Origin of the sequence: Flavobacterium sp. GP15, assembly GCF_014281985.1 — a bacterium.
Lineage (GTDB): Bacteria > Bacteroidota > Bacteroidia > Flavobacteriales > Flavobacteriaceae > Flavobacterium > Flavobacterium pygoscelis.
The window spans coordinates 846,926-861,740 of record NZ_JACFTC010000002.1 but is presented as its reverse complement, the minus strand read 5'-3'; the positions used below and the strand labels follow the sequence as shown (position 1 = coordinate 861,740).

9 protein-coding genes are annotated in these 14,815 nt (G+C 30.8%); 8 read left to right on the top strand and 1 reads right to left on the bottom strand.

All coding sequences use genetic code 11. The features are described 5' to 3' along the window. Positions 1–488: 488 nt before the first annotated feature. From H2650_RS08020 to H2650_RS07995, 6 genes are all read left to right on the top strand, one after another. Positions 489–785, top strand: a complete 297-nt coding sequence (locus tag H2650_RS08020) for a hypothetical protein (RefSeq protein WP_188050264.1) — start codon at positions 489–491, stop codon at positions 783–785. Between the two features lie 159 nt (positions 786–944). Then, positions 945–1,736 (top strand): DUF5131 family protein, encoded by a 792-nt coding sequence (locus H2650_RS08015; RefSeq protein WP_188050263.1) that lies wholly within the window; start codon positions 945–947, stop codon positions 1,734–1,736. Positions 1,737–2,002: 266 nt separating this feature from the next. Next, positions 2,003–2,542 carry a hypothetical protein gene (locus tag H2650_RS08010; protein ID WP_188050262.1) on the top strand — a complete coding sequence of 180 codons (540 nt, stop codon included), beginning with the start codon at positions 2,003–2,005 and terminating at the stop codon, positions 2,540–2,542. Between the two features lie 488 nt (positions 2,543–3,030). Continuing rightward, positions 3,031–3,672, top strand: a complete 642-nt coding sequence (locus H2650_RS08005) for a recombinase family protein (RefSeq protein ID WP_188050261.1) — start codon at positions 3,031–3,033, stop codon at positions 3,670–3,672. 482 nt (positions 3,673–4,154) lie between these two features. Further along, positions 4,155–6,296 (top strand): ATP-dependent RecD-like DNA helicase, encoded by a 2,142-nt coding sequence (locus H2650_RS08000; protein ID WP_188050260.1) that lies wholly within the window; start codon positions 4,155–4,157, stop codon positions 6,294–6,296. After that, complete coding sequence (locus H2650_RS07995) at positions 6,296–8,842, top strand: M48 family metallopeptidase (protein ID WP_188050259.1); 2,547 nt, start codon at positions 6,296–6,298, stop codon at positions 8,840–8,842. The genes H2650_RS08000 and H2650_RS07995 overlap by 1 nt, the downstream gene beginning before the upstream one ends. Positions 8,843–9,196: 354 nt before the next feature. Here H2650_RS07995 and H2650_RS07990 read toward each other — a convergent pair whose 3' ends face one another. Then, a complete protein-coding gene (locus H2650_RS07990) occupies positions 9,197–10,735 on the bottom strand; it encodes an IS1182 family transposase (protein WP_255462815.1) in 1,539 nt (512 codons plus the stop codon). A 155-nt stretch (positions 10,736–10,890) separates the two neighbouring features. On the opposite strand from H2650_RS07990, the gene H2650_RS07985 reads away from it, so the two are divergent. Then, positions 10,891–13,554, top strand: coding sequence for a DUF4062 domain-containing protein (locus H2650_RS07985; protein WP_188050258.1), 2,664 nt, complete (start codon positions 10,891–10,893; stop codon positions 13,552–13,554). A gap of 564 nt (positions 13,555–14,118) precedes the next feature. Continuing rightward, on the top strand, positions 14,119–14,643 hold the full coding sequence (locus H2650_RS07980) for an NUMOD4 domain-containing protein (protein WP_188050257.1): 525 nt from the start codon (positions 14,119–14,121) through the stop codon (positions 14,641–14,643). The last annotated feature ends 172 nt before the right edge of the window (positions 14,644–14,815 follow it).

The window sequence follows — 14,815 nt, the reverse complement described above, 5'->3', positions numbered from 1 at the left end:
TCAAACTTTTAGGTATTAAATAAGTTAGAGACAAGAGCAAAGTAATATTTATAAAAAAATTTGGTTACCTGTTACTTTTTCAAACTTTTAGGTATTAAATAAGTTAGAGACAAGAGCAAAGTAATATTTATAAAAAAATTTGATTACCTGTTACTTCTTCAAATTTTTGGGTATTAAGTAACAAAACTGTTGAAAATAATTTTAAAAAGGTTAAACAATTAAACATATTAGTAAAACAATAGAAACTGAAGCAGCTAGAATCTAATGCCAAAGTATCAGATAATATAAAAATAGTAAAACGAAAATAATTTCATTATCAAGAATAAGAAATAGTTAATAACTAATAAAATGAGAAAATTAATTTACTTCCAGAAAAGATTTGAAAATAGAGGGTTTCGTCATTGTATAAGAACCGACGAAGATCACATCTCCATCGTGTATAGAGTATAGAGTATAGCTAATGTAAAAAAACAATTAAATAAAAAAATATGAATACAATCAAAAAATTCAAATACAAAAACTACACGGATGCTTTCAACGCGTTAATTAAATCTTTTAACGAAGATTTTGACTGGGAATCCTATGCGTGTATTGACTCATGGCTTTCCGAATTTATTAGAGGTTCGGATATTGACTGTGACTGGATGAATTCGGCAATTAATGCAATTGGATATCAAAATCAGACCATTCAACAATTGTTTATTGTTCAAAATGAAAATCCGGGTTGCTGGTCCTCACGAGATTTTGAACTAATATCTACTTTTTCAGATGCCTTTTCTGATTAATATATAATGTGTAAAGTGGCTTACTTAATTAATGGTTGTGAAAAAGCATACTCAATTAAATATTTAAAAGTAGAATGCAAAGAGTGCTAATCTCATCAGTTTAAACAAAAAGGTGATTCACAAAATAATAAATTTAATAATTAAAAATACAAAACAAAAATGGCTGAAAATAGTAAAATCGAGTGGACGAATCACACCGCAAATTTATGGTGGGGCTGCACAAAAGTAAATGATGGTTGTGATAATTGTTACGCACTATCAACTGCAAGAAGATGGGGAAACGACATTTGGGGGAATAACAAACCAAGGAGAAAAATTATAAGCGTATGGAATGATCTAGCAAAATATCAAAAAGAAGCTGCCAACAGAGGTGAAATTCACAGGGTTTTTGTTGGCAGCATGATGGATATTTTTGAGAAACCAATGCCTTTAGTTAATCATAAGGGACAGCCCTATCCAGCTGGCGAAAATACGGGTCATCTCAGAGATAAGTTTTTTAATGAGATTGTACCGAAATCGCCTAACCTAATATTTCTACTTTTAACAAAGCGACCATCAAATATTAATAAGTATATCCCATTAAGTTGGATAGAAAATCCTCCTAAGAATGTAATGTTTGGTACATCACCCGTTAATCAAAGTACAGCTAAAGGTTTAATTGTTCAACTTTCAAAGATAAATGGAAAGAAATTTTTGTCAATAGAACCACAATTAGAAAAAATTGATTTAATGCGTAAGATTAAAAATGGTAGTGATATGGTATTGCTAGATCTTGTTGATTGGGTCATTAACGGAGGTGAAAGCGGTTCAGGCAAGAGACCCTTCAACTCTGACTGGGCAAGAATAATTAGAGATGATTGCGCTATTAAAAAAACACCTTTCTTCTTTAAACAAATTGATAAGGTGCAAGCTATACCCAGCGATTTAATGATACGACAATTTCCATTGTAAAATTTTACTACCAACGATCAAATTTATCTTTTCTAGGTTAAAGTCCATGAAGATAAAAATAATTAATTCATAACAAAAAATCAACATTTTTTAGAAGTTTAAAATATCCCTAATAATTAGGGACAGGATTTCTATTACCCACATTTATTTAAAACTGGCGGCAACAGAATAAAAACGGCAATTATAAATATGCAAAAATCTAAAAACAGAGGAAATTATCCAAGCACAAAGACAATCGAAATTAAAACATTTAATACAATAAAACTATGAAATCTAATAAACTAACAAATAAAAAAATAAAAATGGATAATGAAGTAAGCTCTTTACTAGCGACCACAAACAATCTACAAAAATATGTTTTAAATATATTCGTTCAACACTTCGACAACAATAGAACTTGTACCTCTGAGCATTTTACTGAAGATTTTACTAATGTAAATAATTCTTTACTTGAAGCGAGAAGGAAAGCTATACAAATGGCTCAAAACTATTTTGACGTTTTTGAATCCTCTAATAATTTCTCAACATATTGGGAAGCAGAGCATTTAGACTTTAGAAATTATAGTTGTTTTTCAATAAATATTCAATTCATGAATCTCTCGGAATTAGATAATGAAGGCATCTTCGAATGCGTAATATATGGTGAGGAAATGGATGAAATTTTAGAAAGTTTAGAATTAGAAGCTGAATTTTACTTAAATCATTTACCCTCGGAGAATATTACTATTGTAGAATTAGAATTAGATGAGAAGTATCGTATTCTCGCCCACGATATTGATTTCATTTTAGAAGAACATTTGGTTTAGATTATATCTTTGTGTTAATTTATAGATAATCAATTATAGTGTATTAATTTCGAATATGAGTAATTCTTACCTTATAAATTAGCCATCCGAAAATGATTCAGCAACAATCATTTCAGAACTACAATAACTAGCTTGCAAAATGTTATTAATATAAATTAAAGGGAGTCGTATAAATATGCGGCTCCTTTTAACGTTTCACCTATTCATAATTATATAATAGATTTCCATTCAATTGCGTCTATTAGAATGTAATTCATTCATCTTAACTTTATGGTTTAGGTAATAGAATGCACTACCAATTAAAAGAAGAACAAATACATAACTATTTCGGGTTCTTGTTCAATTTTAGAGTATAGCCATACACTGCGCAAATCTTAAAAATATTAACCCAAATAATAGCATCATTATCAAAGTGCAAAATACACTACCCTAAAATTGCACAATAAATATATTTTTTGTATGTTTGTTACATACAAATTTTATACTTTATGACAAAAGCTCGCTACATTCGCCAAAGCACATCTCAGCAATCTAATCTGAGACAACTAGCAAAAGCTCATGTAGATGAAAAATTGTTTGTTGACACAATTAGTGGTTCTGTGCCATTCGGTGAAAGACCACAAGGGAAATTACTTATCAAAGCTATTGATGCTGGAGAAATAAACTATCTGAGCTTTCACGCTATCGATCGTGCAGGAAGAAATACTATCGACGTGCTATCAACTCTAAAATTCTTTTATGATAAAGATGTGATTGTAAAAATTGATAATCTAGGAATAGAATCATTTATAAATGGAAAAGCTAATCCTGTTTTCAACCTTATTACGACAATCCTTTCAGAACTAAGTTCTCTTGAAAAATCATCCCTGCTAGAAAGGCAGGCTGAGGGAATATTTCACGCCCGATTAAAAGGAGCATATAGAGGTCGCGTAAAAGACACAAAAGAAAGTCCCGAAGAAACTTTAACAAAACACAATCGAACAGTAAAGGTTATAAAATCAAATCCGACAATGTCACTTCGCAACTTAGCAAAATTGGCTACTGATAAAGATAAGGGTTATAACGTTTCGCCGAACACTGTAAAAAAAGTAAAAGAAATTCTGATTTTATCAACTACAAATTTACTTTAAAACCATTATAAGTTTGCAAAGAGGTTAAGGTAAAATTCTCAATACCAGCAAAACATATATTGCACAAAATACACCTACCCTGCTCTAATTTAAATTTATACCATAATAATTTATCTAACTGTAAATACTATTTTGTTACAAAATTAAAACGAATGATATATACACTACTGTCAGTACATAGAGTATTGAACAATAAAAAGTCCGTTTGATGATTTGTAAGAAAAAAATAGTAATTTTGAAAGTGAAATAAAGCGAAACAAACCTTCGCCAATCAACCCAAAAACAGGTGCATATACGAATGTTTGTTTCGCATATATACTAGTTACCAGTAATGCTATGACGAACGTGCTAACCATAAACTACAGACAAAAAATGAACAGAAAAGCCAACGCTTCAGCAAAATCAAAAGAGCTGCAACCCCACCCAAAAGCCGACACACGGTTGCACCACATTTATTTTTCCCCAACCGCACAATTAATAATATGAATCTGAAGGAAACTTTTTCTGCATACGAGCTAACGCCTGGACAAACAACACTTATTGACGAGTTGGAAAAGTTTCTTGCCGACAACTCAACTTGCTTTTTGCTTAAAGGATATGCAGGAACTGGAAAAACTTTTATGATGAAAGGAATTACTGACTTTCTTTCTACTAATAAAAGAAGTTTCAGAATCTCTGCACCGACAGGTAGAGCTGCTAAGGTAATTTCACAAAAGACAAAACATAAGGCATATACAATTCATAAATCAATTTATTCAAGCAAAGACTTGAAAGAATTTAAAGTGAAAGAAGAAGACGGAACAGAAACTTACAAATTCTATTACGACTTAAAGAACAACGAAGACCCTGCAAACACGGTTTACATAATTGATGAATCGTCAATGCTCTCTAATGTTTATTCCGAAGGAGAATTCTTTAGGTTTGGTTCAGGTTATTTATTAAGAGATTTAATCAAGTATATCAATTTCGATAACAACGACCACAACAAAAAAATAATTTTCATTGGCGACAATGCACAGCTACCACCAGTAAATATGAATTTTTCACCTGCATTAGACGGAAAATATTTAAAGGACAATTGCAGTATTGAATCAAAAGAATTTGAACTTACAGAAGTCGTTAGACAAAAGGCAGACAGCGGAATACTTCACAACGCAACCAAAATACGTCAATCATTAAAAGCTAATCTTTTCAATCAACTTGATATTGAAATAAATTTCAAGGACATAAACAAAACGAAACACGAAGAACTTCTTTCAAAATATTTACAAGCCTGTAACAATTGCATTGATGACGAAACTATAATTGTGGCTCATTCCAACTCATCAGTAAAAGAGTATAACGACTTTGTTAGAAACCACTTTTTCCCAAATCAACAATTTCTTACAGTTGGTGACAAAGTGATTTTGGTTAGCAACAATTACAATCATCAAAAAATGGAATTGCTAAATGGTGATTTCGGCTTTGTAAAACAAGTATCTCTAGTAAATGAAAGCAGAGTAATTAGATTGAAAAGAAAAAACAGAGTTGGGAAGTTAGTTGAAATTGATATTCGCTTGACTTTTCGTAACGTAATGATTGCTTTCATTGACGAAGAACAAAACAAACAAGACATTGAATGCAAGATAATCGAGAATCTACTCTATTCTCATAATCGTGATTTAAGTTCAGACGAGTTGAAAGCTATTTACATTGATTTCAAAATTCGTAATAACTCATTGAAAGCAGGAACAAAAGAATTTAAAGATGCTTTGAGAGCAGACCCCTATTTTAATTCTTTAAGAATAAAATTTGGTTATGCGGTAACTTGTCATAAGGCACAAGGCGGAGAATGGAAAAACACTTTTCTGAATTGTAAAACGTCAATGGGTTATTTCAATTCAAGTTATTTTCGTTGGCTTTACACAGGGATTACAAGAGCAAAAGAAAATCTATTTACAATTGACGAACCTCATTTTAAAATTGGAAGTAACCTTCAACCGCCAAGGATTGAAAATATTGCACCCCGACAGGACATACTTGTATTGAGTGATGAAATATTAGAGATGGAAATACCTTTTGACCTTCCAAGTGAAACACCATTTTTAAGAAATATATTCCTTGCAGTAAACGACATCCTAAAAGATGCAAATTTGAAGATAAATTCAATTAAACACACAAGTTATTTGGAGCATTATACTTTCTCACAAGGAAATGAAAATGTAGTTTTCAAAATCCATTTTAACAATCAAAATAAAATCACAAGAATTGAAAAACCTACTAACACAACAGAACTTGTTGAATCAATCTATTCGGCATTAACTCAGCTTGAAAACAAAGCAATTATTATATCTGAAGAAGAAAAAATCTTATCAGAAAGCAAAAAACAATTTGAATTTGACAATCCATTTTTAAATGAGTTTTATGACAGTATAAAACTTAAAATTGAATCCTCCAATATTTACGTTAATAGCATTGAACATAAACCTTATTGCGAAATATACGAGTTTAAGAAAAATGGACTAAATGCGACATATAAATTTTGGTATGATGGTAAAAGTATCTTTAAGAAAACGGAAATTATTCCAACAAGAACAACAGGTTTGACTGAGGAAATTAATGAACTTTTAAATCATAATAATTAATGGATTCTAAAACTATTTTCGCACTTAGAAATGAAGCCAAAAATTTAGAAGGAATTTTAAAACTCAATAAATTAACTGAGGCATTAAATCTTGCGCAAAGATTATTTTCTGCCGAACCTTATGATGAATGGATTCAAAAAGCATTTGCTTACACTCTAATTGATTTAAGCAAATACTACATCGCTAACAAAAACATTAATCAAGCTGGAGCTTACTTCAGTCAACTACTTTCAATTGACTTTCAAGAGATTGACGAAATAATAGAAAATCAAAAAAATTTCCTTCGACCAAAAATTGATACTAATTACTCAGAAGTTCAGAAAGCAGAAGAACTAAGCAAAAACGGAAACAATAAAGAATCCTTAGCGATTTTCAAAAAACTAATTTCCGAAAACAGGCTTACAGAATTACATCACGAATCATACGGTTGGATAATTTATAGATATATTAAAGCCGAAGAAAACAATCTTTCGTCAGTTGAAGTAAGAACGTTTTTTAGAGATTATATGAACCTAAAGAATGAAAGACCCTCAATGCTTCATTCTATGATTTTAAATTTTGCTTTAAACTATTCAAAAACACACAGCGACTTTAAGTTTTACAACTTTTTACTTTTGTGGAATCCAGACAATTTTCGCCACGAAGATTTGCACAATGGATATAAAGACGGTAAAGATATTCCTTCGCTCATTTCACGCATTTGCAGGGAGTTTGTAAACTCAAATACCGAAATAAACATTGAAGAATTTTTAAGCAAAATTCAACTTAATAAAGAAACCATTTTAGACTTTTTCAGAGAAACCATTTTTTGGAACATTTTAAATGCTCACAAGGAAAATAAATTTTCTGAATTGTGGAACTTGTTTGAGCAATACAATAACAATTATTCCAAACACGGGCAATCAAAATGGCACTCCGCGATTTTAAATCTTGCGGAAAGGTTTATGAAAGAAAATGAAGAATGGCGTTTTCTCAGCTTTTTCAAAAATTGGAATCCCGAGAATTTAAGGAATGACGATTGGAAAGAAACAAAAAAAGACGAGAATACATACAAACCATTATCAACAAAGGCAATTAAAAAGGCTTTTGAAAACCTGAAAACTCAAACATCTGAACAAGATTTATTATGGCTTATTCAACCATATGAAACTGCAATCAAATTATTTCCTAATGATGAATGGCTATTAAGAGAAAAAGCCTTGTTGCATTTCAAAAACAACGAATTAGAATTAGCAATCAAAATATACAAACAACTTGTTTTGGATCTTGCAAACAAACATTATGTTTGGCAAGAGTTTTCAGATTGTATTGTCAATGATAATTCTTTAAAAATCGGAATGTTGTCAAAAGCATTAAGTTTAGAAAAAAACGAAGACTTTTTAGGCGATATCCATTTAAATTTAGCAAATGTATTAATTGAGGAAAACCTATTAGAAGACGCACTTGTTGAACTTGAAACATACAAAAAACATAGAGAAATAAAAGGTTGGAAATTATCTTCACTTTTTAACGAATTATACAATAAAGCGAATTCAGTTAAACAAAGTCTAAAAGACAATCGGGAACTATACAAAAAATACATTCCGCTTGCTGAAAATTTCGCTTATGCCGATTTTGATTGGACGGAAGTTGTTTTGGTTGATAAATGGAAAGACGACAAAGGAAAAGAACGTTTGACTTTGTCTGACGGTAAAACAATAGAATTTGCAATTAGCAAAAATCGTTTTGAAGTCTTAAAACAATCAGAATTAGGACAAATTCTAAAGTTCAAACTTCACAAACAGGAAATCAAAAAGGAAGTTGAAAACAGATTTTCTTGGCTTGGTAAAAACGTCATTACGGAATACAAGTATATTCCACTTATTGCTGAAAAATCAGAAAAAAAACATTGGGAAATTTTAGAAGATACTTTTGCTATTGTTGATTATATCAACAAAGAAAAAAACATTATTCACGCAATTACAACAGATAACAAAGAAGTGTTTTTCCCGCAAATTAAAAGTGAATTACAAATAGGAGATTTCGTAACAGCAAAGATTTACACAAAAAAAAATAAGGAAGATAACCGAACGGAATTACGCCAAATTCAGAAAATTAACAAAGGTTCTGTTATATCAAAATTCCAAACACAAATTGCAATCGTTGATGGAGTAAACGAACAAAAGCAATTATTTCACTTTATAATTTCATCCAAGCTACAAGGAATAGTTAAATACACAGAAACTAACCTTAGACCAAACGAAGGTGATTTTGTAAAACTTTCATTTGTTACTAAAACAGACAAAGACAAAAAATTGCGAGTAAAAATATTATCTATTGAGACAACAGAAGAAATAAATCCAAACTTACGAAAAGACATTACAGGACTAATGGAAATGAAGTATAAAAATTATGATGAAGATAATCCTGACTTTGCGTTTATTGGTGATTATTATGTTCCAAAATATTTATTAGAAAAACACAATATTACAGACGATTGCCGAGTAAAGGCAAGAGCAATTTATGCAGGCGACAAATGGAAAGTAACAGAAATTGAAAAAATGTAATGCCAACGCATTTGGTGGCACGTTTGCAAAACCGCAAGCCAACACACAAGTCAAGTTTTGCAAAAGAGCCACCAAGACAACGCACCAAGACAGACACGAAATGACAACAAAAAGGATGACAGAAAAAGAAGGGCGAAGGCATAACATCGGTTTTGCAAAATGGCGGGTTCAGTGCTTCTATTACAGTTTAGAGTAAGGTTCAAGTTCAGTTTTCAAATGAACATTTGTGCTGAAAATCCGCCACTTCGCAAAGCCGAGAACCGTCAGGCTGTGAAAAAACCTCAGTTTTTCACAATTTCGCTCTAAAAACACTCTTGTAAACTTGAATTTGTCCGCTCTATGACACGCTATTTTTTAGGCTGCTATAAGTAACTCATTTTCATTGAAGCCCTTATAAAAGGTATAATAGGTCGTTTTAAAACTAATACAAGCTTTGGTTTTATAAGGTGAATTCCATTTCTTGAGTTTTGCTATTAATTCCGGTACGCCTAGAATGTTTATGGAGCGTTTGATGTTGTACACGAGCATAATTAAACTGTGTTTGCCATTTACTTTCTCTAAACCTGTTAAATTAGTATGATTGTAACCCCACTGTCTTTTGATGGTTCCAAAAATATGTTCGTTGATCTCTTGACGTTTTCGGTATAACTGCTGATTTTCTTGATACCGCTGGTTATTCTCTTCCACAGCATCAGCATATTCACTGCGATCTATTTCTCGCCCGCCTGTTCTACTGGTACAAAGGTGTTTTACAGGACATGTTTTACAGGCTGGAGTTCGGTATTTCTTAAATTGATAACTGTCCTTCACTCTTGTTTTCTTATGCCAGCGTCCCGTAGTTTTTAAAGTTTCCCCTTGTGGACAAATGTAGGTATCGGTTTGTTTATCGTATTTAAATTTCGCTACCAAATAAGCAGGCTGCGTCCCGTTTTCATTACTTTTTCCTGGATCGGAATGCGCTACAATAGTTACAATGTTATTATCCTTGCATTGGGTGATTTCACGACCGTTGTGATAGCCTTTGTCCACCAAAACTGTGCATGTTTCTATTGCTAGGTTTTCTTTTGCTTCCAGCGCAATAGCCGTTAAAGCATTGCGGTCATTGCGATTGATCGTGTGCGTGGCAACAACTAAATTGTGCTTAGAATCAACAGCAGCTTGAATATTATAGCTCACCTCGACAACCACTCCTTGAACTAAAAGTACTCGAGCATCTTGATCAGTAGTGCTTATCTGAGGTTCGCCACTAGATTGGAGTTTTTCTTCCAGAAGTTCATAACGGATTTTATTCTTTTTTAAACGCTCTATTTTTACTTGGATTTTAGTAACAACAATGGCGTTTTCGTGTTGGTCGCTTTTAGCTATTTCATCGAGATATTCTTGGGTTCTTTCTTCAATATAAGCCAAGTGTTTATCAATTTTCTTTTGATTGAAATTGGCTTTTTTGCTATTATGTGCTCTGCTTTTAGTACCATCAATAGCAATAGTTTTTCCAGTAATTAAATCGGCATCTGTTAAAAACGTAACAAAGAGTTTGAATAGTTTTTTAAGTCCTGATGGATTGTCTTTTCTGAAATCAGATATACTGTGGTAATTAGGAACTATGGCACACAAAAGCCGTTGCAATTCTATATTCCTAACGCATTCTTTTTCCAGTTTTCTAGAACTGCGAAGTCCATTGAGATACCCGTACAGATACAATTTAAGGAAGATTTTAGTATCAAAACTAGGACGACCTTCGGATTTGATCGTTTGAACCGAAAAACCCAACGCTTCTAATGATAAAGCTGCTACAAAAGCATCTATAAATCGAATAGGATTTTCTGAGGAAATAGTGTCTTCTAAACTAGAAAAATACATTTGGTTGCGCGGTATTCCTGTGATGTGTTGCATTATTAAATATACAACTTTTCTTCCTTTTAGTAAAATAATTTAACTATTTTTGAAAGAACGAAACGTAAGTTTTTTCACAGACTGACGTTACCAGCAAGCGTAAAAAAACGAAACGTAACAAAATTTACCACAAAAATCTACAATTAAAACAAAAAATGGAAACACTAAAAATATTCAAATGTTTTATTTCTTCACCTGGTGACTGTGAAAAGGAAAGAGAAATTTGCGAAGCAATAATAAATAAAATAAACATTAGCGCTTTAGCAACCCATCTTAAAATTAATTTTAAAACATTTATGTGGGAATATGACGTTCTTCCTGATATGGGGAGAAATGGTCAAGAAATAATTGATGAATATATTATGAAATCAAATTATGATATATTCATAGGAATAATGAAAAACCGATTTGGTCATGCTACAAAAAAAGCAGGAAGTGGAACTGAACACGAATTTAATGATGCCATAGAACGTAAAACGAAATCAGAAAATTCAGTTCCAAGAATTATGTTTTATTTTGGTAAAGATGAAGTAGATATAGACAATCCAAGTATTAATGAAATTTTAGAACAACGTAAAAAGGTTATTACTTTTAAAAACAGTATCAGTAATAACGGATTATATATTGACTTTAATTCTTGTGAACAGTTTGAAGAAAAATTAGAAGTAAAATTAAATATGTTTATATCTGAACTTTCACCAATCAATAATCCAAATGAGAAAATTAAAGAAGTTGATATCATTCTAAAAAAATTAGAAGACGAATTAAATCAATCACTTAAATCATATAATGAATTAAGTCCAGTTTGGATTGAGCCAATTATTAGCACAAAGCGAGATATACCAACAAATCCAACAAAGAATGAGGACAACAGAGTTGAGTTATTCTCTTTAATTGAAAATCCAACCAATATAATAATTAAAGCACCTTCTGAATTTGGTCTAACATCGTTAGCTCATTATTTAAAGTTAAATGCTTGGAAAGCAGGAAAGACATTTGTTTATATCGATTCTAAAACAACAAAAAAGCATAAAATAGTAAAAGATATACTCAATGTAGCAGAAAATTGTTTTTCAAAAGATAGCGAAAATATTGATTGCATAATTTTAGATTCTATTTGTTTTGAAGAAAATGGAATAATGCAAATGATAAAAAATGTTTGTGATGAATATAAAAATATTCCAATAATTTTACTTAACACTCTCGATAATAATTTTTTTCTAAAATCACAAGACGATGACAAAGTTGAAATAAGAAGATCTTTCAATCCATTATATTTACTACCATTACCACAAGCAGAAGTAAGAAAAGTTGTTTCTTCATATGCAAAAGCAAAATCATTTGTTGAAGATTGTGATCAAACATTATCTAAGGTAACGAAAGATTTAGAAACTTTAAATATGCATCGTACAGTTAAAAACTGTATTTCAATATTAAGGGCGAGTTCTAAAATGGTTGATGACTACAGTCCAATAAACCGAACAAAGTTACTAGAAACTATTCTAAATGGAATTTTTCAAGACTATGAATTACCTACTTATCATGACAAAAAGCCTGATGTAAAAGATTGTAGCTTCGTTTTGGGATATTTATGTGAGTTGCTAATTTTGAGAAAAGATTTTGAATTCAGCGATCAATATTTTAAAGAAGAGTTAATTAAATTCTGTGAGGATAATTTTATTAATCTTGATTTAAACTATCTATTAAATGCATTAAAAGACAATTCAATAATTGGGAGTACGAGTTCAAATTTAAATTATTTTAAAAACTCGTATTGGGTATTTTACTTTATTGCTCAAAGAATGAATATGAATCTAAAATTCCGTGAAAAAATATATACAGAAAAAAAATACATAGATTATCCAGAAATAATTGAGTTTTATACAGGAATTGATAGAAATAAAGAAGATGCTTTAATTGTACTAAATAAAGATTTAGAGGAAACTTTACAAATAGTTAGAGCAAAAGTGAAAATACCAAATGATTTAAATCCTTTTAAGGCAATTCAATGGATTCCAGACATACAAACTTTAGAAAAAGAGGAAGAAAAAATTGGTTCTAATGTTATTTCTTCTGGTTTACCAGACGAAGTTAAAGACAAATATGCTGATAAACATTATAATCAAACAAAACCATATAATCAAGTTTTCAATTCTGTAATGAGAGACTATTCAGTTTTAGTGTTAATGCGTCAAATTTCAGCAACATCAAGAGCGCTTAGAAATAGTGATTTTGTTACTGATTCTAAACTGAAAAAAGAATTAATAAATCAAATAACACAAGGTTGGAATGAGATTAACAAAATATTAATTGTATTAGCACCATTTTTGGCTGATAACGGTAATGTTGCATTTGAAGGTGCAAGATTTAATTTAAATGAAGATGATTTTAAAATAGATGATCCAGTTCAAAAAAGATTAGCAGTACTATTAGCGATACCTACAAATATTGTAAAAATTTTTAAAGATGACATTTATTCAATTAAAATTGGTCCACTTATTATAGACAAAGCTATAAATGAAACAAATAGTTTACTTAAACATGAACTTATGCTACTAATTATTGCCGAAAGACCAAAAAAATGGCGTGAGGTTGTAGATAATTATATCGTTAGTTTGGATAAAAACTCTTATTTCCTTTCAGATACTCTATCAGTTTTGAATTTTAATATAGAATATAAAGCAACTGAAATTGAAGATTTGCAATCATTAAAAATGCTCTCAAAAAAATGTCGAGCTAAACATATTTTGAAAAATAATAACCCAAATATTGGTCTAATAAATCGGCTAGATAAATTAGAAAGAGGTTCAAAATACTAAATAAAAACGCCAGCTGGTAACAGCTAGGGTTTCGTTGCGTTCGAAGAACGAACAATGAACCCGCGGCTGAACGGAACCGATTACATGCCGTCAACACTATGGAGTTATCGTAAAATGAGTAGAGAGATTATAAGAGGCTAAAACGCCTCTTTTTTTTTGCAGTATAAACAAAATCGTTTTTATAGTGATTTCCTTTACTCCAAGCTTCGGGATTGGGCATAAAATCCCTTACCCATAAAGTTAATTTATACAGGGGATTGAGTTTTAGCTATCACCAAGATATCATATAGGCGGACCACGCTGGTCAAATACAGCTATCTGGTATAAGTTGCCTGTCTTACAACAAGCAGATAATAAAAAAAAAAGCTCATGAGAAAATTTAAATAATTTTAGTTTAGAATAATCGATAAAAGGACCACCCAGAAGTTAAAGCTTAAGAGTTTTTCAGATTAATAGAGTTAGAACTGTAATTTATTAGGATATAATTGTATAAACAATCCACCCCCCCTTAAAATTTCTCTTTCAAAAAATTATATATAGTGTATAAAAAATAGCACTATTAAAATGATTAATAAAAACAACTATGTAAACGAAATTTGGAAAGAAGTTCATAATTTTGAAAATTATGAAATTTCAACTTGTGGCAGATTAAGAAATAGCAAGGGAAGAATTTTAAAACCAATGTCCAGCAAAGATCACGGAAAAAGTACCAAAACAAGAGTGGTTTACACAATCTCGAAAAATGGAGAGTCAAAAAAAATGTATGCGGCACGAATTATGGGAATAGCTTTTTTAGGATTGGATCCATTTGACAAATCGTTAGTTGTCGACCATATTGATAATAATTCAATGAATAACTGTTTAAAAAATTTACAATTAATCACTAATAGAAAGAACTGCTCTAAAGATCGAAAAAACAAGAGCGGATATACAGGAGTATATCAAAACGCAAATGGAACCGGTTTTAAAAGCTATATAGTTGTCAATTATGAACAAAAATACCTAGGAACATACAAAACAGCAGAACTTGCTAATCAAGTATATCTTTCTGCTGTTCATGAAGTGACTTTGGATTCAAGATTAACCTAATTGTAAAATATTAAATTAATTATTAAAGAATACATTGAATCGCAATAAAAGATAACCTTTATCATTTCTGGTAAAGGTTGTTTTTGTTTTTTTCTCCCTAATAACAAACCCTTAAAGAAATATTCTTTAAGGGTTTGTCGTGTAGAAAATTTTCGTACTAATTTATTACTTG